This window comes from Nocardia sp. NPDC058244, assembly GCF_042882065.1.
In the GTDB taxonomy this organism is placed as follows: domain Bacteria; phylum Actinomycetota; class Actinomycetes; order Mycobacteriales; family Mycobacteriaceae; genus Nocardia.
Map to the genome: position 1 here is coordinate 193,514 of NZ_JBHVWX010000002.1, position 25,789 is coordinate 219,302.

At 69.1% G+C, this 25,789-nt stretch carries 27 protein-coding genes and 1 tRNA gene; 10 read left to right on the forward strand and 18 right to left on the reverse strand.

The annotated features are described in order from the left end of the window. Positions 1 to 10: 10 nt before the first annotated feature. Together ACFVW6_RS07040 and ACFVW6_RS07045 are read right to left on the reverse strand one after the other, a co-directional pair. Entirely contained in the window at positions 11 to 448 is a 438-nt protein-coding gene (locus ACFVW6_RS07040; protein ID WP_378825315.1) for a hypothetical protein, read from the reverse strand. Beyond that, positions 445 to 1,869 carry an APC family permease gene (locus ACFVW6_RS07045; protein WP_378825313.1) on the reverse strand — a complete coding sequence of 475 codons (1,425 nt, stop codon included), beginning with the start codon at positions 1,867 to 1,869 and terminating at the stop codon, positions 445 to 447. The genes ACFVW6_RS07040 and ACFVW6_RS07045 overlap by 4 nt, the downstream gene beginning before the upstream one ends. A gap of 178 nt (positions 1,870 to 2,047) precedes the next feature. Between ACFVW6_RS07045 and ACFVW6_RS07050 the strand changes: the two genes are divergently transcribed. Next, positions 2,048 to 3,424 carry a glutamate decarboxylase gene (locus ACFVW6_RS07050; RefSeq protein ID WP_378825311.1) on the forward strand — a complete coding sequence of 459 codons (1,377 nt, stop codon included), beginning with the start codon at positions 2,048 to 2,050 and terminating at the stop codon, positions 3,422 to 3,424. 52 nt (positions 3,425 to 3,476) lie between these two features. On the opposite strand, the gene ACFVW6_RS07055 is transcribed toward ACFVW6_RS07050, so the two are convergent. Together ACFVW6_RS07055 and ACFVW6_RS07060 are read right to left on the reverse strand one after the other, a co-directional pair. Beyond that, positions 3,477 to 4,178, reverse strand: a complete 702-nt coding sequence (locus ACFVW6_RS07055) for a DUF2334 domain-containing protein (RefSeq protein ID WP_357346295.1) — start codon at positions 4,176 to 4,178, stop codon at positions 3,477 to 3,479. A gap of 74 nt (positions 4,179 to 4,252) precedes the next feature. Beyond that, a complete protein-coding gene (locus ACFVW6_RS07060; RefSeq protein WP_378825308.1) occupies positions 4,253 to 4,900 on the reverse strand; it encodes a nitroreductase family protein in 648 nt (215 codons plus the stop codon). A 137-nt stretch (positions 4,901 to 5,037) separates the two neighbouring features. On the opposite strand from ACFVW6_RS07060, the gene ACFVW6_RS07065 reads away from it, so the two are divergent. Further along, complete coding sequence (locus tag ACFVW6_RS07065) at positions 5,038 to 5,472, forward strand: MarR family winged helix-turn-helix transcriptional regulator (RefSeq protein ID WP_378825306.1); 435 nt, start codon at positions 5,038 to 5,040, stop codon at positions 5,470 to 5,472. Between the two features lie 36 nt (positions 5,473 to 5,508). On the opposite strand, the gene ACFVW6_RS07070 is transcribed toward ACFVW6_RS07065, so the two are convergent. Beyond that, positions 5,509 to 7,656: a S9 family peptidase gene (locus ACFVW6_RS07070; RefSeq protein ID WP_378825304.1), complete on the reverse strand. Its 2,148-nt coding sequence runs from the start codon at positions 7,654 to 7,656 to the stop codon at positions 5,509 to 5,511. Between the two features lie 126 nt (positions 7,657 to 7,782). Between ACFVW6_RS07070 and ACFVW6_RS07075 the strand changes: the two genes are divergently transcribed. After that, entirely contained in the window at positions 7,783 to 8,817 is a 1,035-nt protein-coding gene (locus tag ACFVW6_RS07075) for a DUF2330 domain-containing protein (RefSeq protein WP_378825302.1), read from the forward strand. Between the two features lie 68 nt (positions 8,818 to 8,885). Here the strand turns inward: ACFVW6_RS07075 and ACFVW6_RS07080 are convergent, their stop codons facing one another. The 5 genes from ACFVW6_RS07080 to ACFVW6_RS07100 form a co-directional block, all read right to left on the reverse strand. Beyond that, positions 8,886 to 9,818, reverse strand: a complete 933-nt coding sequence (locus ACFVW6_RS07080; RefSeq protein ID WP_355270922.1) for an alpha/beta hydrolase family protein — start codon at positions 9,816 to 9,818, stop codon at positions 8,886 to 8,888. 164 nt (positions 9,819 to 9,982) lie between these two features. Continuing rightward, positions 9,983 to 10,405 carry an HIT family protein gene (locus ACFVW6_RS07085; RefSeq protein WP_378825300.1) on the reverse strand — a complete coding sequence of 141 codons (423 nt, stop codon included), beginning with the start codon at positions 10,403 to 10,405 and terminating at the stop codon, positions 9,983 to 9,985. A gap of 96 nt (positions 10,406 to 10,501) precedes the next feature. Continuing rightward, positions 10,502 to 11,923, reverse strand: a complete 1,422-nt coding sequence (purB, locus tag ACFVW6_RS07090; RefSeq protein ID WP_357346290.1) for an adenylosuccinate lyase — start codon at positions 11,921 to 11,923, stop codon at positions 10,502 to 10,504. Between the two features lie 6 nt (positions 11,924 to 11,929). Then, positions 11,930 to 12,583: a TetR/AcrR family transcriptional regulator gene (locus ACFVW6_RS07095; protein ID WP_218718730.1), complete on the reverse strand. Its 654-nt coding sequence runs from the start codon at positions 12,581 to 12,583 to the stop codon at positions 11,930 to 11,932. A gap of 156 nt (positions 12,584 to 12,739) precedes the next feature. Further along, entirely contained in the window at positions 12,740 to 13,855 is a 1,116-nt protein-coding gene (locus ACFVW6_RS07100) for a pyridoxal phosphate-dependent aminotransferase (protein WP_378825718.1), read from the reverse strand. Positions 13,856 to 14,375: 520 nt separating this feature from the next. Here ACFVW6_RS07100 and ACFVW6_RS07105 point away from each other — a divergent pair. Next, positions 14,376 to 15,278 (forward strand): M23 family metallopeptidase, encoded by a 903-nt coding sequence (locus tag ACFVW6_RS07105; RefSeq protein WP_387791035.1) that lies wholly within the window; start codon positions 14,376 to 14,378, stop codon positions 15,276 to 15,278. A gap of 89 nt (positions 15,279 to 15,367) precedes the next feature. Next, positions 15,368 to 16,183, forward strand: coding sequence for a HEAT repeat domain-containing protein (locus tag ACFVW6_RS07110; protein WP_378825293.1), 816 nt, complete (start codon positions 15,368 to 15,370; stop codon positions 16,181 to 16,183). A gap of 10 nt (positions 16,184 to 16,193) precedes the next feature. Here ACFVW6_RS07110 and purD read toward each other — a convergent pair whose 3' ends face one another. Then, positions 16,194 to 17,468 carry a phosphoribosylamine--glycine ligase gene (purD, locus tag ACFVW6_RS07115; RefSeq protein ID WP_355270904.1) on the reverse strand — a complete coding sequence of 425 codons (1,275 nt, stop codon included), beginning with the start codon at positions 17,466 to 17,468 and terminating at the stop codon, positions 16,194 to 16,196. A gap of 216 nt (positions 17,469 to 17,684) precedes the next feature. Between purD and ACFVW6_RS07120 the strand changes: the two genes are divergently transcribed. Both ACFVW6_RS07120 and ACFVW6_RS07125 read left to right on the forward strand, forming a co-directional pair. Further along, positions 17,685 to 18,062 (forward strand): PH domain-containing protein, encoded by a 378-nt coding sequence (locus ACFVW6_RS07120; protein ID WP_355270903.1) that lies wholly within the window; start codon positions 17,685 to 17,687, stop codon positions 18,060 to 18,062. 14 nt (positions 18,063 to 18,076) lie between these two features. Beyond that, entirely contained in the window at positions 18,077 to 18,502 is a 426-nt protein-coding gene (locus ACFVW6_RS07125) for an HIT family protein (protein ID WP_357346286.1), read from the forward strand. 14 nt (positions 18,503 to 18,516) lie between these two features. Here ACFVW6_RS07125 and ACFVW6_RS07130 read toward each other — a convergent pair whose 3' ends face one another. The 4 genes from ACFVW6_RS07130 to ACFVW6_RS07145 form a co-directional block, all read right to left on the reverse strand. Beyond that, on the reverse strand, positions 18,517 to 19,449 hold the full coding sequence (locus ACFVW6_RS07130; RefSeq protein WP_378825290.1) for an SMP-30/gluconolactonase/LRE family protein: 933 nt from the start codon (positions 19,447 to 19,449) through the stop codon (positions 18,517 to 18,519). Positions 19,450 to 19,586: 137 nt separating this feature from the next. Further along, positions 19,587 to 19,805 carry a hypothetical protein gene (locus ACFVW6_RS07135; protein ID WP_355270888.1) on the reverse strand — a complete coding sequence of 73 codons (219 nt, stop codon included), beginning with the start codon at positions 19,803 to 19,805 and terminating at the stop codon, positions 19,587 to 19,589. A gap of 130 nt (positions 19,806 to 19,935) precedes the next feature. Continuing rightward, a complete protein-coding gene (locus tag ACFVW6_RS07140; RefSeq protein WP_355270887.1) occupies positions 19,936 to 20,346 on the reverse strand; it encodes a DUF4189 domain-containing protein in 411 nt (136 codons plus the stop codon). 206 nt (positions 20,347 to 20,552) lie between these two features. Beyond that, positions 20,553 to 20,774 carry a hypothetical protein gene (locus tag ACFVW6_RS07145; RefSeq protein WP_378825286.1) on the reverse strand — a complete coding sequence of 74 codons (222 nt, stop codon included), beginning with the start codon at positions 20,772 to 20,774 and terminating at the stop codon, positions 20,553 to 20,555. A 284-nt stretch (positions 20,775 to 21,058) separates the two neighbouring features. On the opposite strand from ACFVW6_RS07145, the gene ACFVW6_RS07150 reads away from it, so the two are divergent. Continuing rightward, positions 21,059 to 22,414, forward strand: coding sequence for a tectonin domain-containing protein (locus ACFVW6_RS07150; protein WP_378825284.1), 1,356 nt, complete (start codon positions 21,059 to 21,061; stop codon positions 22,412 to 22,414). A 19-nt stretch (positions 22,415 to 22,433) separates the two neighbouring features. Here ACFVW6_RS07150 and ACFVW6_RS07155 read toward each other — a convergent pair. The 3 genes from ACFVW6_RS07155 to ACFVW6_RS07165 form a co-directional block, all read right to left on the reverse strand. After that, positions 22,434 to 22,508: transfer RNA gene (locus ACFVW6_RS07155), tRNA-Thr, on the reverse strand. Between the two features lie 124 nt (positions 22,509 to 22,632). Further along, positions 22,633 to 22,869 (reverse strand): MbtH family protein, encoded by a 237-nt coding sequence (locus tag ACFVW6_RS07160; RefSeq protein ID WP_022565839.1) that lies wholly within the window; start codon positions 22,867 to 22,869, stop codon positions 22,633 to 22,635. A gap of 120 nt (positions 22,870 to 22,989) precedes the next feature. Then, complete coding sequence (locus ACFVW6_RS07165) at positions 22,990 to 23,823, reverse strand: alpha/beta hydrolase (RefSeq protein WP_355270883.1); 834 nt, start codon at positions 23,821 to 23,823, stop codon at positions 22,990 to 22,992. A 172-nt stretch (positions 23,824 to 23,995) separates the two neighbouring features. Here ACFVW6_RS07165 and ACFVW6_RS07170 point away from each other — a divergent pair, with 172 nt between their 5' ends. Beyond that, a complete protein-coding gene (locus ACFVW6_RS07170; protein ID WP_019044795.1) occupies positions 23,996 to 24,154 on the forward strand; it encodes a hypothetical protein in 159 nt (52 codons plus the stop codon). Positions 24,155 to 24,220: 66 nt separating this feature from the next. Then, positions 24,221 to 25,756 carry a trehalose-6-phosphate synthase gene (locus tag ACFVW6_RS07175; protein WP_355270882.1) on the forward strand — a complete coding sequence of 512 codons (1,536 nt, stop codon included), beginning with the start codon at positions 24,221 to 24,223 and terminating at the stop codon, positions 25,754 to 25,756. Positions 25,757 to 25,789 lie beyond the last annotated feature (33 nt).

The window sequence follows — 25,789 nt, forward strand, 5'->3', positions numbered from 1 at the left end:
CGCTCGCGCCTCACTTCGTGGTGTCGTCCAGCTTCAGGGTGTCGAGATGAGAAAGATAGTCCGACAAGCGATCCGGGCAGTAGACGGCGATGGTGAGGGCCACCGCCTGGGTGGTGTCGCGCGGGCCGATCACCGGGCGCTGCCCCGGCCCGGCGGCGCCGTTGGTGATCGAGGCCTGGTATTTCGCCTTGATCAGCGGCGAACTCGGATCCTGGCAGACCGAGCCGCCGTCCTCGCCGAGCGCGTCGGCGATCACCTGCGGCTCCGGTGCGGGCAGGCCCGCCGCGACCAGATCGCTGTGCAGCTGTTCGGCTTTGGTGGTGGCCTGGGTGCTCTCGCGGATCTCGCTGAAGGTGAGCAGACCGATCAGGGCGAAGACCACCAGCAGCACACCCGCGGTGATGTAGATCCAGCGGCGCTTGTGTTCGGGGGCGTCTCCGGTCGTCATACCTGTTCCCCTTCCGGAACGGCGAGTTTCCAGCTGTCCCTGCGATTTCGGTAGAACAGGTACGGGATCAGCAGGCCGACGACGCCCATGCCGCCGCCGACGATCAGCAGATACACCCACGGGCTGCCCGAGCCGAATTGCGAGGGCGGCACGAAGCCGATCGCGAAGGCCGCGATCGAGGACGCGGCGCCGAGACCGCAGAGCGCGAACAGGGCGGGCGCCCGATAGCCGCGCGGATGATCGGGATCGTCGCGGCGCAGTTTGGCGGCCGCCGCGAACATCAGCACGTACATGATCAGATACACCTGCGTGGTGATCACCGACAGAATCCAGTACGCGCTGGAGACATTCGGGATGAAGGCGTAGAGCAGCGCGATGAAGGTCGTGAACACACCCTGCGCCACCAGCATGTTCTGCTGCACGCCGTGCTTGTTCATCGTGGTCAGCCAGGGCGGCAGATAGCCCTCGCTGCGCCCGATCAGCAACAGTCCCTTGGACGGTCCGGCCAGCCAGGTGAGCATGCCGCCGACCGCGGCCGCCACCAGCGCGATGCCGACGATCGGGGTGAGGAAGCCGATGCCGAAGTGGCTGAAGAAGCCGTCGAACGCCTGCATCACACCGGCCGTGAGACTCAGGCTCGCCGACGGGACGACCCAGCTGATCGCCAGCGCGGGCAGGATGAAGATGACCAGCACCAGACCCATCGCCAGGAACATCGCCTTCGGGAATTCCCTGGCCGGGTTCTTCAGCGACGACACGTGCACCGCGTTCATCTCCATGCCCGCGTAGGACAGGAAGTTGTTCACGATCAGCACCAGGCTGGCCAGACCGGTCCAGGCGGGCAGCAGGTGACTCGAATCCATCGGCGCCGCAGACGGATTACCCTGCGCGAGAAACACCAGACCGAGCACCACCAGCACGGTGCCGGGAATCAGCGTGCCGATCACCAGGCCCATACTCGACAGCCCGGCCACCGTCTTGGTGCCCTGCGAGGACACATAGACGCCTGCCCAGTAGACGGTGATGATCACGATCGCCACATACAGGCCGTTGGACGCCAGCGACGGATCGATGATGTACGCGAAAGTACTTGCCACATAAGCGAGCAGGCTCGGGTAATAGAAAATCGTCATGGCGAACTGACACCAGACGGCGAGAAAGCCGAGCGGCTTGTTCAGCCCGTCCCCGACCCATTTGTAAACGCCGCCCTGCCAGCCCGAGGCGAGTTCCGCGGCGACCAGCGAGGTCGGTAGCAGGAACAGAATCGCGGGAATGATGTAGAGGAATACACAGGCGAGTCCGTAGACCGCCATCGTGGGCGCCGAGCGGAGGCTGGCCACCGAACTCGTGGTCATCAGCGCCAATGTCACCCAGGACAAATACTTCGTCGTCGTCGCGGCTTTCGTCGCGGAGCCCGTCATCAGCGCTGCCTCCTGCTGTGTCTACACAACTAGCGGAAACCCTCGAGACCAACTGCCCAAGCATAGTAACTGTCGAGCATCCTCCCGGTAGGCTCGAAACGAGCGCATATGCGATGGAATCGTTGTAGATCCCCGGTAGAGCTATCACCTGGCAGTGCATCCGCCGACTGGAGGAACAGTGGCCGAGAATCACGACCCCCATGACCTTTTCAGCCTTCCCGGGTTCACCCGCCCCGCCCCGCACGGCGGTTTTCCCGCGTACGAACTCTTTCCCGACGTCGCCTACGAGATCGTGCACGACGAATTACTCCTCGACGGCGTCGCCAGGATGAATCTGGCCACCTTCTGCACCACCTGGATCGACGAGCAGGCGCACACACTGATGGCCGAGTCGACGGACAAGAACATCGTCGACAAGGACGAGTACCCGCAGACCGCCGAGCTGGAGAAACGCTGCGTGCGGATGCTCGCCGACCTGTGGCACGCCCCCGATCCGGCGAGCACGCTCGGCACCTCGACCACCGGCTCCAGCGAGGCGGCGATCCTCGGCGGGCTGGCGGCCAAGTTCCGCTGGCGGGCCAGGGGCGGCACGGGCATGCCGAACCTGGTGTCCGGCCCGGTGCAGGTGTGCTGGGAGAAGTTCGCTCGCTACTTCGATGTCGAACTGCGGCAAGTCCCCTTGCGCGGCGACCGGTACACCCTGCACCCCGACGACCTGCCGATCTACTGCGACGACAACACCATCGCGGTGGTGCCGACCTTCGGCCAGACCTTCACCGGCCTGTTCGAGGACGTCGCCGCCATCAGCGCCGCCCTGGACCGGCTGCACGCGGGCGGCGGCCCGGACATCCCGATCCACGTCGACGCGGCCAGCGGCGGTTTCCTCGGCCCGTTCACCGCGCCGGATCTGGTGTGGGACTTCCGGTTACCGCGCGTGAAGTCGATCAACGCCTCCGGCCACAAGACCGGGCTGGCCCCGCTCGGCGTCGGCTGGGCGATCTGGCGCGAGGCCGCCGATCTGCCCAGGGAGCTGGTCTTCGACGTCGACTACCTCGGCGGCAACATGCCGACCTTCAACCTCAACTTCTCCCGGCCCGGCGGCCAGGTCATCACCCAGTACTACAACTTCATCCGGCTCGGCCGGGCGGGCTACACCCGCGTGCAGTCGACGATCTACCTGGTCGCCCGGCATTTCGCGAAGGGCATCGGCGCCATGGGCCCGTTCGAGCTGATCCACGCGGGCGAGCCGGCGCGGGGCATCACCGCGGTGGCGTGGCGCCTGGCCGATGGCGTCGACTACAACCTCTACGACCTGTCGGATCGGCTGCGCGCCCGCGGCTGGCTGATCGCCGCGTATCCGCTGCCCGCCGACCGCCAGGACCAGACCATCATGCGCGCGGTGTTCCGGCACGGCTTCACCGTCGACATGGTCGAGATGCTGCTCGCCGACATCGAACGTGGCCTGCACCAGCTCGCCACCAACCCGCGGCGCACGCCCCTGACCCGCGCGGAGGCGGGCGGGTTCACCCACGACGGCGCGCCCGAGGTGCCGTAACAGGGGCCGTCGCCGCGCGCGTGATCGCCGATGTGCGCGCGGCGACGGCCGGTCAGGCAGCCCTGGCCGCGGTGAACGGCTCCCAGCGGTACACGTCGCTGCGGGCGCCGTGGTACAGCGCCAGGTCGACGGCGTCGAGCATCGCCTGGCGCGGGCCCGAGCGCTGCAGCTGCGCGGCCGAGATCGCCAGCCGCAGCACGCCGCCGCGCCGGGCGGTGCGCGCCGCGCCCATCACCAGCGCCCGGCACCACCACGGCTCGGCACGGAATCCCTCACCGATTCCGTACACCCGGGCGCGCTGGGCCACATCGCGTTCCAGATCGAGGACGGCGGTCAGGCCGAGCGCGAGCCGGAAGCCGACATCGGGCAGCGCGGCCAGCGCGCCCGCCGAGGCGTCCCAGCGCGGCGCGGCGAAGAGCCGGGTGCGCAGTTGCACCTGTTCCATCACCCGGTCGGCCGCTTTGAGCCGCAGCGTGGCCTCGTGCCTCGGCAGGCTCGCGAACTCCGCGCGACGGGTCTTGGTGGCCGCCTGGTCGTAGCCGTGCAGCACGATCGCGTCGCCCTCGAGCCGCCTGCCGCGCAACCACGACTGCGTCGCCGGATCGTCGACCAGCCGGTACTTGTTCTTCAACCGGGGCGCGACCAGCAGGGACAGCCGCACATCCCGCTGGTCCATCTCCGCCGCGAACTCGATCGCGGCATCGCGGGTCGTGTCCCGGATCCCGGATACGGAAACGATCAGCTCAGCGTTCATGAACCTACGGTGTCAGCCCCAGGTGACACCCGCGTGCTCCACCGATGACGCCCCGACGAACATCCGCGCACGCCTCACCACCGCTGCCAGTGCAGTGTTTGCGCGCGAGGCACGCGCACCGCCGGCCGGAAATCCGTGCCGAGCGTGTAGGCCAGCGGCAGGAACGCGGCGAGCATCACCTCGTCATACGGGACATCAAGGGCCGCAGCGAGTTCCCGCTCCAGCGGTGCCTGCGCGGTGGTCCACACCGTACCGAGCCCACGGGCCCGCGCGGCCAGCATGAAGCTCCACACCGCGGGCAGGATGGAGCCCCAGGTCCCCGCCTGGATCTCCACCGACGCGCGATCGGTGCGTCCCTCCACCGCCGGGATCACGAACGCGGGCACCCGGTGGATGTTGTCGGCCAGGTACCGCAGGCCGTCGAAGACCCGGGCCGTGGACTCCGGATCCACCTGCATCCGCTCCCGGTCCCGCGCCGTCAGCGGCGCCGCCTCCCCCAGCACCAGCGACCGCCGGAAGATGTCGGCGAGCACCCGCCTGCGCCGCGCGTCCGTGACGACCAGGAAATGCCAGCGCTGGCGATTGCGCCCGGTCGGCGCCTGGGTGGCCAGGTCGACGCACTCCTCGATCAATTCGCGCGGCACCGGCCGATCGAAGTCGAGTCGCTTGCGCACCGCCCGGGTGGTGGACAGCAGCTGGTCGGGGGTCAGATCGAGGGTCATGCTGGCTCCTAGCGCCGAAGATCGTCCAGCACAGAACTATCTGTGCCCAGATGATTCAGACCGTAGGACTCAAATCGTCTGACGTCAAACAATCTGCGCACAGATGATTTAATGGAGACACCCGCCCGAGGAGTGCCATGCCCTACTTCCCCCGCCTCGCCGCCGAACGCCCCGATATCGCCCTGTGCCGGGCCTCGACCGCCGTCGCCCGCGCCGCGGAAGTGCACGCGACCGCACAGGGCCTCGGCGTCGGCCAGCACCTGGTGCTGAAGATGCTGGCCGAGGTCGGCGCCTGCTCCCAGCAGACGCTCGCGGTGGAGCTGCGGATCGACCGCAGCGTGATGGTGACCGTCTGCGACGACCTCGAACAGTCGGGATACGTTCGCCGCGAACGCAATCCACTGGACCGGCGCTCCTACGCCGTCACCCTCACCGAAGCGGGCAGCGATCGGCTACGCCGGGCCGAGGCCGCCACCCCGGCCTTCCTCGACGACACCTTCGCCGCGCTCACCGCAGACGAACGCGCACAGCTCACCACCCTGCTCGGCAAGCTCCTCGCCCCGAACCCCTGACCCGCGGAAAACGAAGCGGGCCAAGGGCGCTCGTCCCTACGCGTCCGCCAGGCCGACCTTGTCGAGTACCCAGGCGTACTCGAAGCCGACTTCCTTCCACTTCTCGTAGCGCCCGCTCACGCCACCGTGGCCCGCGCTCATCTCCGTCTTGAGCAGCAGCTCGCTGTCACCGGTCTTGGTGTCGCGCAGCTTGGCGATCCACTTGGCGGGCTCGACGTAGAGCACGCGGGTGTCGTTGAGGCTGGTGATGGCCAGGATGGCCGGGTAGTCCTTGGCCTCGACGTTCTCGTACGGCGAGTACGACTTCATGTACTCGTAGACGTCCTTGTCGGCCAACGGGTTTCCCCATTCGTCCCATTCGATCACCGTCAGCGGCAGCGACGGGTCGAGGATCGAGGTGAGCGGGTCGACGAACGGCACGTTGGCGAGGATGCCGGTGAACAGCTCCGGCGCCAGGTTGGCGACCGCGCCCATCAGCAGACCGCCCGCGCTGCCGCCGTCGGCGATCAGCCGGTCGGCCGCCGTGGCCCCGGTGTCGATGAGATGGCTCGCGCAGGAGACGAAGTCGGTGAAGGTGTTCTTCTTCAGCAGCGTCTTGCCGTGCTCGTACCAGAGCCTGCCCATCTCGCCGCCGCCGCGCACGTGCGCCACCGCGAACACCATGCCGCGATCCAGCAGCGACAGCCGCGAGACCGAGAACGACGGATCGATGCTGGCCTCGTAGGAGCCGTAGCCGTAGAGCAGCGTCGGCTTCGGGCCCGCCGGGAGCCCGCGGCGCTTGATGATCGAGATCGGGATCCGGGTGCCGTCGTGCGCGACCGCCCAATCCCGGTGCTGTTCGTAATCGTTCGCGTCGTAGCCGCCGAGCACCGGCTGCTCCTTGCGCAGCAGCAGCTCACCGGTGGCGGGCACGTAGTCGAACACCTGCATCGGGGTGATGAAGGAGGTGACGCCGACCCGCAGCGTCGGCTGCTCCCACTCGGGGCTGGAACCCGCACCGGCGGAGAACAATTCGAGCCCGAAGTCGAGTTCGGTGAGCTCGCCGTAGCCGTCGGCGGTGAGCGGCCACACCGACAGGCGGGGCAGCGCGTCGCGGCGGTAGCCGAGCACCAGGTGGTTGGCGAAGGCGTCGATGTCCTCGAGCCGCACGTCCTCGCGGTGCCCGATCAGGATCGTCATGTTCGACGGATCGCTGGCAGGCGCCTCGGCGAGCACGAAGTTCTCCGCCTTCACGCCGTCGACCACGTCGTTGTGCAGGATCAGGAAGCGGTCCTCGCCGCCGATCACCGCGTGCTCGGCCGAGTACTCCACGCCCTCGCGCCGCTCCAGCAGCACCCGGAACTCGCCCTCGGGATTGTCGGACTCCAGCACCCAGCCCTCGGTGGTGATCTTGGAGCCGAGCCAGATCATCAGGAACTTCTCGGAGCGGGTCGCGCCGACACTGACCCAGTAGCGCTCGTCGGGCTCGTGGAACACCGTCACATCGGCGTCGGACGCCGTGCCGACGCGGTGCCGCCACACGGTGTCGGGCCGCCAGGACTCGTCGACGGTCTGATAGAAGATGTGCGTGCCGTCCAGCGACCAGGTCGCGCCGGGCGCGGCGCCCGCCACCTCGTCGGGCAGCAGCTCACCGGTGCGCAGATCCTTGATCCGCAGGGTGTAGCGCTCGTCGCCGGTGCTGTCGACCGAGTAGGCCAGCAGAGTGCCGTCGTGGCTGAGCGAGAACGCGCCGAGCGCGAAGAAGTCCAGGCCCTCGGCCAGGACGTTGCTGTCGAGCAGCACCTCCTCGCCCTCGATCACCGTGTCGACCTCGAGCTGGGGCGGGGTCCACGCGTCGATGCCGTCGGCGTTCGCGTCGATGGGACAGCGGCAGTGCACGCCGTACTGCTTGCCCTCGAAGCTGCGCGAGTAGTACCAGTACTCGCCGAGCCGGGTCGGCACCGAGAGGTCGGTCTCCTGGGTCCGCGCCTTGATCTCGTCGAAGATCTTGTCCCGCAGCGGCTGCAGCTGGTCGGTCTGCGCCTCGGTGAAGGCGTTCTCGGCCTCCAGGTACGCGATGACCTCGGGGTTCTCCTTGTCCCGCAGCCACTCGTACTCGTCGACGAACGTGTCGCCGTGATGCACCCGCTCGAAGGGCACCTTCTTCGCGATCGGCGCCGACACCGTCTCATTCTCGCCAGCCATGGGTCCACCGTAGCCGGACCTTTGCGGCCGGGCCCGCCAACTCGGCCGGGGCGGCGGCCGGGCCGGGCCCGCTCGGTGAGTATTTCTGCGCATGTGCGCGTTGCGGCGAGTGCGTAGCCTGCTCGCATGGGGATGCGGTACGCGGTTCGATCGTTCGTCGTGACTGTCGGGGTGGTGCTGGCGGCGGGGTCCGCGGCGATGACACCGGCGACAGCGTGCGCGTGCGGCGGGGTGGTCAGCGGCGGGAACTCGGCGCGGGTCGACAGCGAGACGGCGGTGCTGGGGTGGGACGGCACCCGCGAGACCGTGCTCATGCGCCTCGGCATGCGGTTCGACGGCGCCGACGCGGCGTTGATCGTGCCGACGCCGACTCCGGCGACCGTCTCGGCGGGCACCGCGGCCTCGTTCAGCGAGCTGTCGCGGCTCACCGCGCCCGAGGTCGTCACCGAGTACCACTGGTTCGGCAGCGACTACTCCTCCGGCGACACCTCGGGCGCCGCGCCCGGTTCCGGGCCCGAGGTGCTGGGGCAGGTGCAGCTCGGCCCGCTGGAGGCGACCACCCTGCGCGGCGGCGACCTCACCGGCGTCCGGGAATGGCTGGATGCCAATGGCTATCAGCTCCGCCCCGAGGTCAGTGCCACCCTCGACCCCTATCTCCGTGAGGGCTGGTCCTTCGTCGCGATGCGGCTGACCAGCGCGAAGCCGCTCTCCGGCGCGCTCGATCCGGTCCGGTTGACCTTCGACTCCGACCGGCTCGTGTATCCGATGCGGATGTCGGCCGCCGCCACGGGGCACCAGTCGGTGCACCTCTACGTCTTCAGCGACCACCGGGTGACGCGCACCGACACCGACACCGCCAGCCAATCCACCATCACCGAATTCGCCGCCCCCGTCGCCGAACTCACCGATCCCGACCTGACCGCGCTCGCGGCGGGCCGGACCTACCTCACCGAGCTCGCCGTCTCCATCCCCCGGCCCGCCACCATCACCACCGATTTCGCCTTCGGTCCCGCCGCGAGCGACGACATCGTCCGCGACCGGGTGGTGAGCCGGGAGTACGTCGAGATCCTGGGCTTCCCCGCGGGTTACGTGCTGCTCGTCGCCGGGCTCTCGGTGATCGGTGTGATCGTTGGCGTCGCGCTTCGGCGCCGGACCAGATAGCCCCGAACGCACCGCGGCCCGGCTCTCCGGCTGTGGAAGCCGTCGAACCGGGCCGCTGGGAAGAACTCTCAGGCCCCCAGTGCGGGACCGATGGTCGGCCAGGAGGCGTGCAGCGCGTCCTGCCAGTAGGACCACGAGTGGGTGCCGACCGGGTGGTAGTCGATCTTCGCGCCGATACCCGCGCCACGCAGGCGCTGATCGAAGGCGACCATGCAGGTGTTGACACCCAGTTCGATCGGCCCGCCGAGGAAGATGTTCTCCGCCAGCTGCGGCTTCAGTTCGGCCTCGTGCGGGCCGGGAATGCCGGTGCCGGTGGACATGTAGAGCGCCTTGCCACGCAGCCCCTCGAGCATCAGGGCCGGGTCGTGCGAGGCCCACTCGGGGCTGCCGGGCGCGCCCCACATGTTGAGCGGGTTGCCGCCGCGGTTGGCGATGGAGAACATGATCGCGCCGGCCGCCATCGCGCTGTCGGGACACGCGCTGTAGCCGGCGACGGCCCGGTACAGACCGGGGTGCCGCGCGGCCAGGATGTAGGCCGCGTTACCGCCCATGGACAGGCCGCCGATGCCGTTGACGCCGTTGCCACCGAACTCCGCGTCGATCAGTCCGGGCAGCTCCTGGGTCAGGAAGGTCTCCCACTTGTACCGGCCGAAGCGCGGGTCGTCGGAGATCCAGTCGGAGTAGTAGCTGGCCTGCCCGCCGGTCGGCATCACCACGTTGACGTTCTTGTTCCGGAAGAAGGCCTCGGCGTCGGTCGCGTTGGTCCAGGTGCTCTGGCCGACGCCGGGATCGAGGCCGTCGAGCAGGTAGTACGTGGGGCGGGAGCCGCCGCCCGCCGGGTGCAGGACCTGCAGGTCGACATTACGGCCCATCGCGGGCGAGGCGACGGTGATCGCCGTGCGGGTGGGGCTGAGGTTGTTCACCCCGATGATCTGCGCGGCGGCTGCGGGGGCTGGGTGCACCACCGTGGGTCCGATCACCGCGATGGCGAAAGCCAGCACTGCAGCAGCAACACCTGTACGACGCACGATCCACCCTCCATAACCGCATGCCAATGACAGTCCAAAGTAACCCAGAGGTGAACGAACTGGAAGCATTCGGCGTTTCGGGCGTTTCTTCAGCAAACTTACCGGTATGCAATGCCCGGTTCGCCCGAAAAGGCAGGTCAGCGGGACAGCGCGCCGCGAATCGACCCGGCCAGGTAATCGAGATCGGCGCGGGCGGGCGACGTCGGCCGGGCCCGCAGCCCGAAACCGTCGCCCGGCGTCCGCGGGATCACGTGCAGGTGCACGTGGAAGACTTCCTGCCCGGCCGTGACCCCGTCGGCGAGAAAGAAATTCACCCCGTCGGCGGCCACCTCACTGGACCGCAACGCGGCGGCGATCCGCTGCCCGACCTGGAACAGCTTGCCGCCGAGGGCGGGATCGAGCTCGGCCAGGCTCGGCGCGGCCGCCTTCGGCACCACCAGCACATGGCCCGGCGTCACCGGACGGATGTCCATGAACGCCAGCACATCATCGTCCTCGTAGACCTTGGAGGAGGGGGCCTGCCCGGCGATGATGTCGGCGAAGATCGTGTACGGATTCACCCGAGTACGGTAGCGAAACACCGCACGGACCCGCCGTGCGATCGCCCGCCGCCGGTGCTGCCCCAGCGACAGCGGCGGGCTGATCCGCACCGGGACTCAGAGAATCGGCGACGGCGTGTAGCGCGCGGCCGCCGGATTGGCCTCGACCAGCTTCTGCACCTGGGCGACGACCTCGGCGACCTGATCGGACGCGGCGCCGATGAACGCGGACTTGTCGGCCAGCGCGGCGTCGAGCGCGGCGCGGTCCAGCGGCATCCGGTCGTCGGCGGCGAGCCGGTCGAGCAGGTCGGGCTCGCGGCCCTGCTCGCGCATGGCCAGCGCTACCGCGACGGCGTGCTCCTTGATGACCTCGTGCGCGGTCTCCCGGCCGACCCCGGCCCGCACCGCCGCCATCAGGATGCGGGTGGTGGCCAGGAACGGCAGGTACCGGTCCAGCTCGCGGGCGACCACCGCCGGGTAGGCGCCGAACTCGGCGAGCACGGTCAGGAAGGTCTCCATCTGGCCGTCGATGGCGAAGAACGCGTCCGGCAGCGCGACGCGGCGCACCACCGAGCAGAACACGTCACCCTCGTTCCACTGCGCGCCGGCGAGCTCGGCCGCCATCGAGCCGTAGCCGCGCAGCACCACCTGCAGGCCGTTGACGCGCTCGCAGGAGCGGGTATTCATCTTGTGCGGCATCGCCGACGACCCGACCTGGCCGGGCTGGAAGCCCTCGGTGACCAGCTCGTGGCCCGCCATCAGCCGGATGGTGTGCGCGAACGACGACGGGCCAGCACCCAGCTGCACCAGCGCCGAGAGCACGTCGTGGTCCAGCGAGCGCGGGTACACCTGGCCGACGCTGGTGAAGACCTTCGCGAAGCCCAGGTGCGTGGCCACCTGCTGCTCGAGCGCGGCGAGCTTGCCCGCGTCACCGTCGAGCAGGTCGAGCATGTCCTGAGCGGTGCCCATCGGGCCCTTGATGCCGCGCAGCGGGTAGCGGTCGATCAGCTCGCGCAGCCGGGTCAGCGCGACGAGCACCTCGTCGGCGGCCGAGGCGAACCGCTTGCCCAGCGTCGTGGCCTGCGCGGCGACATTGTGCGAGCGGCCCGCCATCACCAGCGTCTGGTACTCGGCGGCGCGCTCGGCCAGCCGGGCCGCGATGGCGACACCGTGGTCGTAGACGTGCTCGAGCGAGAGCCGGATCTGCAGCTGCTCGACGTTCTCGGTGAGGTCGCGGCTGGTCATGCCCTTGTGCACGTGCTCGTGCCCGGCCAGCGCGTTGAACTCCTCGATGCGCGCCTTCACGTCGTGGCGGGTGACCCGCTCACGCTCGGCGATCGAGGCCAGGTCGACGTGCTCGAGCACGCGCTCGTAGTCGTCGAGCACACCCGCGGGGACATCGATGCCGAGTGCCGACTGCGCCCGCAGCACCTCGAGCCACAGCTTGCGCTCGAGCACGATCTTGTTCTCGGGCGACCAGAGCGCGACGAGCTCCGGGCTGGCGTATCGGGTGGCGAGGACGTTCGGGACAAGGCTCACGAACACTCAGTCTAGTTGCCGCGCCCGTTCCAGCTGCTGGGGCATCATGTTGGGCACCACCGGCGGGGCGACGATGTCGATCATCTCCAGCAGACCCGCCCGTGCGGGCCGCCTCGGCTCCGGGTGACCCTCGATCAGCGCGGCGACCACGGCTCCGTCCACCACCGCGACCAGCCTGCGCAACTGCTCGGGGCGCACCACTCGATCGGAGCGGCGCAGCACGTCGGCGAGCAGTTCTTCGAGCTGCGTGCGTAGTCGGAGCTGGACCTCGCGTAACTCGGGATGACGAGCCGAGGCGACCGAGCGCTCGTAGCGGGCGATCAGCTGACCGCGCGCGTCCAGATCGCTGTCGTCGGGGCCGACCAGCAGGTCGAGAACGAGGTCGACGGTCGCGTCGGTACCGCGCCTGCGATGGCTGACCTCACCGACCCGGCGACGCATCGCGTCGAGCTCGATCGCGCCGCTGAATTCCACGGCCCTGGCGATCAGATCTTCCAGGGATTCGAAGTAGTAGGTGGTCGAGGCGAGCGGAAGATCGGCCCGCGACGCCACCGAGCGATGTCGTACAGCGTCGAAGCCGCCTTCGAGCAACAGTTCAGCCGCCGCCGCCACCAGGGCCTGGCGACGCCGTTCGCCTTTCGGGGTCGTCGCGGTGGTCACCGTGCCATCGTGCCAGTCATCATCAGTTCAACCGTGCGCAATCGTCATCGGGGAAACGCGGGAAATCGGGATAACTGAGTTTTACCGTATCCCGGCACGGAAGTGTTCGTACTAGGCAAAGTTGTTGTCGCACATCACTGTTGACAGCGGTGCCGATCAACCCTTCAGGAACCTTCCCAACCGGTCCAGTGCTGCGGCGATGTCGTCGCCCGAGCCCGCGAAGGAGAAGCGAACCGTGCGAATGCCGTGCACGGTGTCGAAGTCGAGACCGGGTGCCAGCGCGACGCCGGTGTGCTCGAGTACCTCGGCGCACCAGGCCCGGGAATCGTTGGTCAGATGACCGATATCGGCATAGGCGTAAAACGCGCCGTCGGCGGGGGCGAGTTCGGTGATGCCGATACTCGGCAGCCCCTCCAGTAGCAGCGCGCGGTTGCGCGCGTACCGGCGCACGTGGCCGTCCAGCTCATCCTTGGCTTCCGCGCCGAACGCGTGCACGGCGGCGTACTGGGAGATGGCGGGCGGGCACACCGTCATGTTCGAGGCCAGCCGCTGTAGCGCCGGGCGCAGGTCGGCCGGGGCCAGCATCCAGCCCAGCCGCCAGCCGGTCATCGAGAAGTACTTCGACACCGAGCCGATCACCACCGCCTGCCGGGAGGTCTCCCAGGCCGACGCGGTCGGCGTCGCGTCGTCGAAGGTGATGCCGTGGTAGATCTCGTCGGAGATCAGCAGGGTGCCGTGCTGCTCGCACCAGCGCGCCAGCGCGGCGAGCTCGGCCGGGTCGATCATCGTGCCGGTCGGGTTGGCCGGGCTCGCCACCACCAGGCCCGCGGGCGGCTCGGGCAGGGCCTTGAGCATCGCCACCGTCGGCTGGAACCGGGTCTGCGGGCCGCAGTCGAGTTCGACGACCTCGCAGCCGAGCGCGGTGAGCGTGTTCCGGTAGGCGGGATAGCCCGGCCGGGCCACCACCACGGTGTCGCCCGCGTCGAACGCGGCCAGGAAGATCAGCGTGAACGCCCCCGACGAGCCCGTGGTCACCACGACTTCGTCCGGGTGCACGTCGTACCCGTAGGTCCGCCGGTGGTGCTCCGCGATCGCCTCCCGCAGCGGCAGGATCCCGAACGTCTCGGTGTATCCGAGCAGCTCGTCGTCGATCGCCGCCTTGGTCGCCCGCAACACCGGCGCGGGCGCCTTGGTCGATGGCTGCCCCGCCGCCAGCACCAGCACGTCCCCGTGCGACCTGGCCCGTTCCGCGGCCGCCTTCCACACATCCATCACGTAGAAGGGGGGAATGGTCGACCGGCGCGATTCTCTGGACACCCGACTGACGGTAGAGCACCCGATTGCGGGCGTTGACAGATATGGTCGGCACAATGGCTCCGACAGCGAATACGCAGCCACCGGCGCAGCGGGTCAGGCCGCGTCGGGGCAGGGCCGCGGGGGCACCATGGAGTGGGTAAGGACGGCGGGGCGAGTGCGGCGGGCGAAGGCGGACACGGTCGATCGTGCCGCCGCGTCGCCGGTCGAGGACGATGCCGAGGCCGCAGCGGGCGGGACTCGCGAGCGGGCCGCCGCGGACCTCGCCGGTTCCGCGGTCGGGGAAAGCCGCGAGCCTGCGGGGGACCCATCGGTCGGCGACCGACCTGACGGCACGGACTCCGCGTCTCCGGAATCCCTTGGTGCCGAAGACAACTCGGAGACGACCGCGAGCAAGCGCGTCGTCGGCATCAACGGCCGTGTGCTGCGGGCGAATTGGCGTGCGCAATTGCCGGCGAAAGTCGGTGTGCGCGAGCGCGTGACGACCTGGCTCGGCGAGCATCCGACGGTCGGTGAGATCGCCGGGGAACTGCGCGACGGCGATGTCCGCACGGTGTTCTGGCTGCGCCCCAGGGCGCGGGCCGAGTCGCTGTGGGAGCGGCGGCCGAGCCGGGATCTGGTGCGGCGGACACTGATCGAGCAGCGCGTGTTGATCGCGGGCGTGGCGATCGTCGCGGTGTTCGTCGCGGCGGACGGGCGGATCGGCAGCGACATCGAAGGCGGCCCGCTGGCCCCGGGTGAGGCGCAGCGCGTCGCGATCGCCTACGTCCCGGAGCTCGCGCCGAATCCGCAGTCGACGACGCGCCTGCTCGCGGCCATCGCCAACGGCGAGAAGCGGCGCGAGGCGGCGGTGGTCGCGGCGGCGGCCCGCGCCACCCTCGAGCGCGCGAAGGCCGAGGCGGCGGCCGCGGCCTCCGGCGAGTGGCAGGACTGGATGGGGACGCGGGCGCCGGTGGTCCCCGGCGTCGTGACGCCCGGGTCGACCCCCTCCATCGGCGGCTTCAGCCTGCCCGCGAAGGGCGCGTTCACCTCGGGTTTCGGCTCCCGCTGGGGCACCATGCACCGCGGCATCGACATCGCCGCCCCCATCGGCAGCCCCATCTACGCCGTCGCCGACGGCACGGTCGTCGAAGCGGGGCCCGCCCAGGGCTTCGGCCTGTGGGTCCGCATCCGCCACGACGACGGCACCATCAGCATCTACGGCCACATGTACGACTTCTTCGTCTCCCCCGGTGAACGCGTCCCCGCGGGCATGCAGATCGCCCGCATCGGCAACCGCGGCGACTCCACCGGCCCCCACCTGCACTTCGAAATAGTCCAGAACGGCAACCACGTCGACCCCCAGGCCTGGCTCGCCATGCACGGCCTCCAACTCACCTGACCGAAACCACTCCGGACCAGAATCGCCGCACGCCCCTTGATGATTCGCCTCTCCTACGACCGACAATGACGCACAACCACGATCGAGAATTGAATCTGCGACGGCTTCGCGAGCAGATCAATCGAATCGAGTCGGGCACCGAAGACATCGCCGAGGCCGCCGCCGCGGCACGAGCGAAGGCCCGCGTGCAGGAGGCGGAGGAACCGGCGAAGCCGACCTGGTCCGGATCGAATTATCCCGGGATGCCCGAGGGGGACGACTGGCTGGCCGACGTGCCGGCGCAGTTTCGGGACGGGACCGGCGGTTTCGAATTGCGGCTTGCCCACGACCTGGCCGCCGTTGGAGTTCGCTGCTATCGACTCACCGACCTCGACAACTACGCGGGGACCGACCCACAGGCGATTCCGGTCTACACGGACTGGCTCGCCACCCTGGACGAGAAGATTCCGGGACCCGAAACACGGCACCGGGAGGGTATCCGGGCTCATCTGCTGCACAATCTCGCCGATCCGGCCGCGTACGGGGATCAGGACGCGATCGCGGCACTGATCGCCCAGCTGCGGCGGAATCCACCCATGCCGTCCGATGTGCAGTGGTGGGCGGCAGAAGCACTGGACAAGATCGCGGGCCCGCAGAACTATGCCGAGATCCTGGCACTGTTCCACGAGCTGACTGACGACAATCCACGGGCCGCGCTGCTCCCCTACCTCGGGCGATCGAAGACACCCGAAGCCATCCGGATCGCCGTCGACGCACTCGCCGATCGAGGCACCCGCCAGTGGGCTGTGCAAGCCCTCATCCTCGCGGAAGCCGACGGCACACTGCCGCTCGTCGCCCGCTACGCCGACGACGAGAGCGAGCAGGTTCGCACCTGGGTCCGCACGGCGATGGAACAGCTCGAATGACGTGGAGGTACTACCCCTTGCGCTCCGGGACGACGACCTCGGTGGCGCCGATGTCGGTGCGGAAGTGGCTGCCGGGCAGCTTGATCTGGGCCAGGCGGGCGTAGGCGCGTTCGCGGGCCTCGGCGAGGTCGGCGCCGACGCCGACGACGTTGAGGACGCGGCCGCCCGCGGAGACCAGCGCCTTGTCCTCGCGCTGCCCGGTGCCCGCGTGCAGCACCAGCGTGTCGCCTTCCAGCGCACCATCTTCGGCGCCGGTGATCACGTCACCGGTGCGCGGACGGGCCGGGTAGTTCTCGGCGGCCAGCACGACGGTGATCGCCGAGCCGTCCTTCCAGCGCGGGGGCTCGACCTCGGCCAGGCGGCCGGTGGCGGTGGCGTGCAGCAGCTCGGCGAACGGGCTGTCCAGCAGCGCCAGCACGGCCTGGGTCTCGGGATCGCCGAAGCGGCAGTTGAATTCGACGACCGCGGGACCGTTGGTGCCGACGGCCAGGCCCGCGTACAGCAGGCCGGAGAACGAGCTGCCCCGGCGGACCAGCTCGGCCGCGACCGGCTTCACCACGTCCTCGACGATCTCGGTCAGCGTCTCCTCGGGCAGCCACGGCAGCGGGGTGTAGGCGCCCATGCCGCCGGTGTTGGGACCGGAGTCGCCGTCACCGACGCGCTTGTGGTCCTGGGCGGGCAGCAGCGGGACCACGGTCTCGCCGTCGACCAGGCAGAACAGCGACACCTCCGGGCCGTCCAGGAAGGACTCCAGCAGCACCGGGTGCCCCTGTTCGAGCAGCTCGGCGCCGTGATCGCGGGCCGCGCGGCGGTCGTCGGTCACCACGACGCCCTTGCCGGCGGCGAGGCCGTCGTCCTTGACCACCCAGGTGGGGCCGAAGCGGTCGAGCGCGGCGTCCAGGTCGGCCGGGTTGTCGACGATCTCGCTGTGCGCGGTCCGCACCCCGGCCGCCGCCATCACGTCCTTGGCGAACGCCTTGGAGCCCTCGATCCGCGCCGCGTCACCGGACGGGCCGAACACCGGGAATCCGGCGGCCCGCACGGCGTCGGCGATCCCGAGCACCAGCGGCACCTCGGGCCCGATCACCACGAGGTCGGCGGCGACGTCGGTGGCCAGCGCGACCACGGCCTCGGCCGAGCAGGGATCGACGGGACGCAGCTGGGCGTGCTGGCCGATGCCCGGATTACCGGGGGCGGCGATCACCGCCGTCACCGACGGATCCCGGCGCAGCGCCAGGACGAGGGCATGTTCACGGGCTCCGGAACCGATGACGAGTACGCGCACGCGTGACAGATTAGTCGCGCACTTCGCACGTACTTCGCACGCCCCGGCTTGCTGCCCGGCCGGGATATCCGGCGGCGGCCGCCCGACCGCGACGGCCCATCCGTGCCGGCTCCCGGCACCGGGAATTCACTCGCACACGCCACCCACAGCGGGTTCGCTTGGGGGACAATGATGCTGGGTCCCCGGCGGCCGGGGAACGCGCGAGGGGAGCACGGCATGGGACTACTCGACGGAATGATGGGCAACGCGGGCCGGATCGACCCGGCCGCCGCCCAGCAGGAGTACGCCAAGCTGTTCGGCCAGGGTGAGCAGGTCTATTCGGCCTTCATCCTGGTGCGCGACGCGATGCTGTTCACCAACCGCAGGCTGATCCTGGTCGACAAGCAGGGCGTCACCGGCCGCAAGGTCAGCTACCACTCCATCCCGTACCGCTCGATCACCCATTTCGCCGTCGAGACCGCGGGCACCTTCGACCTCGACGCCGAGCTCTACATCTGGATCGGCAGCGGGAACGAGCCGGTCAAGCAGCGGTTCAACCGCCAGGTCGACATCTACGAGGTGCAGGGCATCCTGTCGCATTTCGTGGCGATCTAGCTAGGCTCGCCGCTATGGCATCCGTCTTCAGCGCGATCATCGCCGGACAGCTTCCCGGCCGCTTCGTCTGGGAGGACGACGAGTTCGTCGCCTTCCTCACCATCGCCCCCGTCACCCAGGGTCACACCCTCATCGTGCCGCGCGCCGAGATCGACCAGTGGCAGGACGTCGACCCCGCCGTCATGGCGCGGATGACCGGCCTCGCCCAGCAGATCGGCCAGGCCGTCCGCCTCGCCTTCGACGCACCCCGCGCCGGCCTGCTCATCGCCGGCCTGGAAGTCCCCCACCTGCACACCCACGTCTTCCCCGCCTACACCATGGGCGACTTCGACATCTCCGGCGCCGACACCGCCCCCACCCCCGAGTCCCTCGACGAGGCCCAGGCCAAGATCAAGGCCGCCCTCCGGAAACTCGGCTACGAGGCCAACGTCCCGGCCTGAGGACGCCCGCGCGCTCAGGGTCCGGGTGGGGTCAGTTCGGTGACTGTTCCCAGGAAGCTCGTCACGTACAGGGCGTCGGGGTTCCAGCCAGGGCCCGCGCCGAAGCGGACCGACGAGGACAGCGGGAGTCCGTGGGCGATCGCGCAGCTCTGCCGGGTATCCAGGTCGACCCGCTCGATCCGGCCCGCGAGGTTGAGCGCCACGTAGGCGGTGCCGTCGGGCCCCACGGTCAGGTCGTCCGCCGAGTTCAGCGGGCCGAAGCCGGGGACGACGGTCTGCGGGGCCGGCCGGGCGGGATCGGCGTAGTCGACGAAGGTGACCACCGTCGCCGGGTCGAAGGTCGTCGAGACGACGAGGCGGTCGCGCGCGCGGTCGAAGGCCAGACCGTTGGTGGAGGTGAGCGACGGCGCGTAAGGCGCCGTCGCGCCGGATGCGGAGACTCGCGTCATGGAGCCGGCGCCGACGTCCCTGCTGACGATGAAATCGCCGTTCGGCAGTTGCGCCAGGCCGTTCGGCATCGTCAGGCCGGTGGCGACCGTGGTCACCGCGCCGGTGGCGAGGTCGAGTGCCCGAATTGTCCCGTCCGCGCGGCCCATCAGCGCGGCCGAGACGCTGTTTCCGGTGGTGAAATAGGCCGTGTCGCCGACGACGAGGACGCCGCCGGGCCCGTCGACATCGTCCACGGCGACCGACGTCGTGCCGTCGGCGGCCAGGCGCCGCACCGATCCGCTCGCGCCGGTGGCCGATTGCTCCGACAGCAGAACGTTGCCACGGCCGTCGAACGCGAGGTTCTCCAGCACGCCGTAGCCGGTCGCGATGGTCCGTGTCGTCCACTGCGCACACGATTCGGGCGCGGCCGCGGCTCGGCCGGGCACGATCAGGACGGTGGCCGCCGCGATGACCGCCGAGACGCCGGTGGCCAGGGACGTCGGACGAAAGATGTGCATCGGCTCTTCCTGGTTGCTCGCCGGTCCCCCACCCTAAGCCGACCGGATCGCGCGCGAGCGCGCTTCCCGGATTCCAGCCGAAACGGGAAAGGCCCCCGACCGCGCGTCGGCGCAGGTCGGGGGCCGGGATCGCGCCGCTACTGCGTGACGCAGTGCGGGGGCGGGGCGGGGCTCCAGCTGCCGAAGCAACCCGCGGCGAAGTAGGCGAGCAGGTCGATCACGGCCGAGCCGGTCTGCAGGACGACCGGCTGGGCGGTCGCGGGCTGGGCGGGCTGCGCCGGGCTCGCGGTGGCGAGCCCGGCGGAAGCGGCGCCGATCGCGGTGACCGCGGCGGCGAGGATGGCGAAGCGTTTCACGAGGATCCCTCTCGAACAGGTACGCCGGTGTTCGGCGTGCGAGTGAGCCTAGTGAGAAACGCCACTGTTTCGGAGTGGATCGATCGCCCCTGCTTTCTTGGGCACGACCTGCCGTCACACGGCCTTTCGATCAGAGCACGGTGCAGGCGTAGTCGCGATCGAACGAGCCGGCGCTTCCGGTGCCGGTGGGGAGATTGCGGGTGGCGTCCGCGATCGCCTCCCCCGGGTTCGCCCCCTTACCGAAGCCGACGATCGGGAACCCCGCGACGATCGCGAGCGGACTCGTCACGACCGCGCCGCAGCCGTCCGCGAACGTCACTATCGTCCGGCAGTCGATGATGCCCTGACCCTTGCACGCCCGGTCGGCGGCCCGAACAGCGTCGGCTTCCGTCGGATGGTTGACCGAGAACGCGTAGACGTTGCCCCACGCACTGAGCGAAACGGCGCCCCAGTTGACCGGGTCGGCGGTGGCGGGCGGTGCCGCGAGGACGGCAGCGGCGCTCATCGAGAGCACGGCGGCCGCAAAGGACTTCTTGAACATGGGGAGCGTCTTCCTCTGCGCGCCGGCTGGTGCGGCGATCGCATGGAAGATACCGCAGCACATAGACGCGAGGTGGCCCCAAAAGTCTTGGGGTCAAGGCAAATACCCCGCCCGAGAACGATGCGACGGACCGGGCCGGGCATGGACAGACCCCCGTCGCGCACGGAGACGCAGGCCGGGGGCCTGACCCGAGCAGGATCGAGCGGTCAGTCCGCGACGCAGTGCGGGGGCAGGGTCGGGGCGCTGCCGATGCAGCCTGCGGCGAGGAAGGAGAGCAGGTCGATCACCGCCGAGCCGGTCACCAGGACAACCGGCTGGGCCGTCGCGAGTTGATCGGGGGCGGACTGCGCCGGAGTCGCGGTGGCGAGCCCGGCGGAAGCGGCGCCGATCGCGGTGACCGCGGCGGCGAGGATGGCAAAGCGTTTCACGAGGATCCCTCTCGAACAGGTACGCCGGTGTTCGGCGTGCGAGTGAGCCTAGTGAGAAACGCCACTGTTTCGGAGTGGATCGATCGCCCCTGCTTTCCGGGGCACGACCGGCCGCTCGGCGCCCGGACCAGTGGTAGCCGCACACCCACTCAGTGACAGCACGGAAGCGACCGAGGCGGGGCCGATGGAAGCATTTTTCCCGAGCCCCTCGCATAATCCATTCTCCGGAAAATGGCCCTCACCGAGGCGGACTCATCCAGTAGTCACTCTCAGGAGGAACAGTCATGATCCACATCTATCTTCGCGATGTCCACTGCCACAACGAGACCGACGACGGGCTCAGTCCGGCAGACGAGATCTACTCGCTGGTGACAGCGGTGAACTACGCGACCGTGCCCCCGGCTTTCGATGTCACGCGATACGGGGTATGGACGAACTTCGACAAGAACGAAACCAAGCACGGCCCGGGAATTTCCCAGTCGTTCTGGGGTATCGACGGACGCCCGGCCGATCTCACGGATCCGGCAAAGGTGGTATTCCTCGTCGGCCTGATGGAAAACGACGACGGCAGCCCAGACACATTGCGGGGATTCGTGCAGGGCGAAATGGCGGCATCGATCGCGGGCACTTTCACGTTCGACCGCCCGGAGCGAATCACGGCGATGATCCGGGACATGCACACGGCGATGGGGACACCGACCGCCATCGGCCTCGACCAGGACGAACGCATCGGGAGGCCACAGGAACTGTCGTTCACCCGGGCGGAGTTGACCGCCGCCATGGCGGGCGGCGTCGTCACCAAGACGCTGGAATTCAAGGGCGATTCCGGCCGGTACTCGCTGACCTTCGAAGCCGCGGGTTCGGCAGGCGTGGTCGGGCTGACGCCGGATCGGTCGGCGGTGTATCGCTACAGCGGCTCGGGGACATCCTGGACGAAGATCGGCGGACCGACGGCGAAACTGTTCGGCGGACCGTTCGGCCTGCTGGCCACCAAGTCACCCGACGGCCCGCTCCACCGCTACCTCGGCGGTGGTCGATGGGAAGACATCGGCGGCCCCGGCGCCTCGTTCGCGGTCACCCGCGACGCCGTCTACCGGTTGGCCCCGAACAAGCAGGCGGTGTATCGCTACACCGGCTCCGGAACCGAATGGACCAGGATCGGCGGCCCGGCGACCAAGCTCTACGGCGGCGGCTTCGGGTTGGTCGCGGTGAACCCGGGTGGGAGCATCTTCCGCTACCTCGGTTCCCCGGAACGCTGGGAGCGGATCGGCGGCCCCGGCGCCGAGTTCGTGGTCACCCGCGACACCGTCTACGGGCTCACCCCGGACAAACAGGCGGTGTACCGCTACACGGGCTCCGGGACGAACTGGACCAAGGTCGGCGGCCCGGCGACAAGGCTCTACGGCGGTGGCTACGGCCTGCTGGCAACCCGGGCACCCGGCGGTGACATCTACCGCTATCTCGGTCAGCCGGAGAAGTGGGAACGTATCGGTGGTCCCGGCGCCGAGTTCGTGGTCACCCGCGACACCGTCTACGGACTGACCCCGGACCGGCAGGCGGTGGCCCGCTATTCGGGCTCCGGGCACATCTGGACGAAGGTCGGCGGGCCGGCGGACTCGATCATGACCTTCGGCGAGTGAACTCCGACCACGGCCCGTGTGGAGCCCCCTGTCAGGATTGAACTGACGACCTTTCGCTTACAAGGCGAGTGCTCTACCACTGAGCTAAGGAGGCGGGTGTGCTGAACCCCGGAGGGCAGCGATCATCATAGCGGGACGCGGCAGCCGCGTGGCATCGGTAGAGGTGCCACGCGGCCGTCGCGCTCAGCGATGTCCCGGCGCAGTATCGGTGTTACTGCTCAGGACTGGGCGCGGGCCGCATCGTCGGCGGCCATCGCGTCACGCAGGCTCTTGGGACGCATGTCGGTCCAGTTCTTCTCGACGTACTCGACGCACGCGGCCCGGCTCTCTTCGCCGAACACGACACGCCAACCCGCCGGGACCTCCGCGAAAGCGGGCCACAGGGAGTGCTGCTCTTCGTCGTTGACCAGAACGAAGAAGCGGCCGTCCTCGTCGTCGAAGGGGTTGGTGCTCAATTTCACCTCACTGGATACTGGCGCTGTGTACGGGATCGCTTCGGGGTGCGAGGCCCCGGGCGTTGTGTCGACCCTAGCAAGGCTGACGTTACTGGTAGGTGGTTACCTCAGCCTCGGCGGTCAGACCGCGAAGAAATCGAGGAGGATCTTGTTGACCGCCTCGGGGCGTTCCAGGTAGCCGTAGTGGCCGGTGTCCGGGATTTCCTGGTACCTGGCGCCGGGGATGGCGTCGGCGACTTCCCGCGACAGATAAGGCGGAATCATCCTATCATCGGCGAAGCCAATTGCCAGACAGGGCACCGTGATTGCGCGATAGGCGGCGACCCGCTCGAACTCGTGGTCCATCGCCCGCTGCGCGCGGATGCCCGGGGTCGCGGGCCCGCCGGTGAACTCGAACAGGTCCAGCCAGTCGCGGGCGGCATTGGTGTCGGACATGGTCGCCGGCGACAGATTCATCACCGCGGTGAGCGCCGCCTCGAATTTGGCGGGCAGCTGCACACCGGCGGCGTCGAGGTCCTGTTCGCCCGCCGACAGCGTCTTCTGGAACTGGTCCAGCCTGCCGTGACCGGCCATGAACACGGCCTTGCGGACCAGGTCGGGGCGGGCCAGGGCCAGTTCCTGGGCCACCCGCGCGCCCATCGAGGTGCCCGCGACCAGGGCCGGGCCCTCGCCGAGGAACTCGATCAGCGCCGCGGTGTCGGCGACCAGCTCCTCGATCCGCATGCCACCGGCCGCCTCGTACGACGGCGCGATACCCCGGTTGTCGAAGGTGCACACCCGGTACCCGGCCGCCACCAGCGCGGGCACCTGATGGAGTTCCCACACCCGGCCCGGCGATCCGGTGCCCATGATCAACACCACCAGCGGACCGCCGCCCTTGACGTCGGTGCCCTTGGTACGGTCGCCCTTGACCTGATAGTTCAGTGCGATGCCGTTCACCGTGGCCACTGGCATGAAACAAACCTCTCTGCGGGGTGGAGCTGTCCGACACTCACGGTAACGGGACCGCCACGACCCTGCACCGGGGTGGGGTGATCGGGTCGGGAGTTCATCGGCCGTGCACAGGCGACCGATAGTATTGACTACTCGCACGCAGAGCGTTTGGAAACCGGGAGGACGAACCACTATGGCCGCCAAGAGCAGCGCCAACGACATCGCCGACGACGAGCTCGAGCCACTGGCCGACGAGACCGCTCGCCAGGCACAGCGGGTCGTCGCGGCGTACGCCGAAGACGCCGACGAGTGCCGGATGCTGCTGTCGATGCTCGGCATCGGCCCCAGCTGACCCTCCTGACGACCACAATCTCAAAGCGGGACCCTGCGACGCGCAAAGGATGCGTGAGTGGACCAAATGATCGATAAACAGTCCAACGACCGTCCGTCCGAGAACAGCGAACCCGTCGCGGCCGCACCCAGCGGTGCGGGCTCGGGATTCGTGGTCGTCGCGAACCGGCTGCCGGTCGACCTCGAGCGCCTGCCCGACGGAACGACCAGGTGGAAGCGCAGCCCGGGTGGTCTGGTGACCGCCCTGGAACCGGTACTGCGCAGCAACAAGGGGGCGTGGGTCGGCTGGGCGGGCGTCCCGGACGTCGAGGTCGAGCCGATCATCGAAGACGGTCTGGAACTGCATCCGGTGCCGCTGACGGCGCAGGAGGTCGAGGACTACTACGAGGGGTTCTCCAACGGCACGCTGTGGCCGCTGTACCACGATGTGATCGTGCGTCCGGTCTACGACCGGTCCTGGTGGGCCGCCTATGTCGAGGTCAACCGCCGCTTCGCGGAGGAGACCGCCAAGGTGGCCGCCGAGGGCGCCACCGTCTGGGTGCAGGACTACCAGCTGCAGCTGGTGCCGAAGATGCTGCGCATGCTGCGCCCCGACCTCACCATCGGATTCTTCCTGCACATCCCGTTCCCGCCGGTCGAGCTGTTCATGCAGATGCCGTGGCGGACCGAGATCGTCGAGGGCCTGCTCGGGGCCGACCTGATCGGCTTCCATCTCCCCGGCGGCGCGCAGAACTTCCTCTACCTGGCCCGGCGACTGGCCGGTCAGCCCACCTCACGCGGCACCATCGGGGTGCGCTCCAAGCTGGGCGTCGTGCAGGTCGGCTTCCGCACAGTGCGCGTCGGCGCGTTCCCCATCTCGATCGACTCCGCCGAGCTCGACGAGCATTCCCGGCGCCGGTCGGTCCGCGAGCGGGCCGCCAAGATCCGCGCCGAACTGGGCAATCCGAAGAACATCATGCTCGGCGTCGACCGCCTGGACTACACCAAGGGCATCGACATCCGGCTCAACGCGCTGCAGGAACTCCTGGAAGAGGGCCGGGTCGACCCGGCCGAGACGGTGATGGTGCAGCTGGCAACACCGAGCCGGGAACGGGTGCAGAGCTACATCAAGATGCGCGGCGACATCGAGCGCCAGGTCGGCCGGATCAACGGCGAGTTCGCCCGGGTCGGCTACCCGGTCGTGCACTACCTGCACCGCCCGATCCCCCGCGATGAGCTGATCGCCTTCTTCGTCGCCGCCGACGCCATGCTGGTCACGCCGCTGCGCGACGGCATGAACCTGGTGGCCAAGGAGTACGTGGCCTGCCACAGCGACCTCAACGGCGCCCTGGTGCTCAGCGAGTTCACCGGCGCCGCGGCCGAGCTGCGCCAGTCCTACCTGTGCAACCCGCACGACCTGGACAGCGTCAAGGACGCCATCGTCGGCGCGCTCGACGACGACCGCGACACCAAGCGCCGCCGGATGCGCTCGATGCGCCGCCAGGTGCTGACCCACGACGTCGAGCGCTGGGCCCGCGCCTTCCTCGACGCCCTGTCCCAGGGCAGTGTCGCCGGATCGGCCCTGCTCAGCGAGGAAGAGGACGTCTTCCGCGAATCGCACTGAGGCGCTCACAGCTACCTCACAGCGCGGGTCCAG

Bases quoted from the DNA above. Each gene is read 5' to 3' on its own strand.
- ACFVW6_RS07170 (WP_019044795.1), top strand. From the start codon at position 23,996: ATGGCCGCCAAGAGCAGCGCCAACGACATCGCCGACGACGAGCTCGAG.
- ACFVW6_RS07140 (WP_355270887.1), bottom strand. From the start codon at position 20,346: ATGTTCAAGAAGTCCTTTGCGGCCGCCGTGCTCTCGATGAGCGCCGCT.
- ACFVW6_RS07175 (WP_355270882.1), top strand. From the start codon at position 24,221: ATGATCGATAAACAGTCCAACGACCGTCCGTCCGAGAACAGCGAACCC.
- ACFVW6_RS07075 (WP_378825302.1), top strand. From the start codon at position 7,783: ATGGGGATGCGGTACGCGGTTCGATCGTTCGTCGTGACTGTCGGGGTG.
- ACFVW6_RS07130 (WP_378825290.1), bottom strand. From the start codon at position 19,449: ATGCACATCTTTCGTCCGACGTCCCTGGCCACCGGCGTCTCGGCGGTC.
- ACFVW6_RS07045 (WP_378825313.1), bottom strand. From the start codon at position 1,869: ATGACGGGCTCCGCGACGAAAGCCGCGACGACGACGAAGTATTTGTCC.
- ACFVW6_RS07100 (WP_378825718.1), bottom strand. From the start codon at position 13,855: ATGGATGTGTGGAAGGCGGCCGCGGAACGGGCCAGGTCGCACGGGGAC.
- ACFVW6_RS07065 (WP_378825306.1), top strand. From the start codon at position 5,038: ATGCCCTACTTCCCCCGCCTCGCCGCCGAACGCCCCGATATCGCCCTG.
- ACFVW6_RS07055 (WP_357346295.1), bottom strand. From the start codon at position 4,178: ATGAACGCTGAGCTGATCGTTTCCGTATCCGGGATCCGGGACACGACC.
- ACFVW6_RS07150 (WP_378825284.1), top strand. From the start codon at position 21,059: ATGATCCACATCTATCTTCGCGATGTCCACTGCCACAACGAGACCGAC.
- ACFVW6_RS07070 (WP_378825304.1), bottom strand. From the start codon at position 7,656: ATGGCTGGCGAGAATGAGACGGTGTCGGCGCCGATCGCGAAGAAGGTG.
- ACFVW6_RS07040 (WP_378825315.1), bottom strand. From the start codon at position 448: ATGACGACCGGAGACGCCCCCGAACACAAGCGCCGCTGGATCTACATC.
- ACFVW6_RS07060 (WP_378825308.1), bottom strand. From the start codon at position 4,900: ATGACCCTCGATCTGACCCCCGACCAGCTGCTGTCCACCACCCGGGCG.
- ACFVW6_RS07125 (WP_357346286.1), top strand. From the start codon at position 18,077: ATGGCATCCGTCTTCAGCGCGATCATCGCCGGACAGCTTCCCGGCCGC.
- ACFVW6_RS07165 (WP_355270883.1), bottom strand. From the start codon at position 23,823: ATGCCAGTGGCCACGGTGAACGGCATCGCACTGAACTATCAGGTCAAG.
- ACFVW6_RS07120 (WP_355270903.1), top strand. From the start codon at position 17,685: ATGGGACTACTCGACGGAATGATGGGCAACGCGGGCCGGATCGACCCG.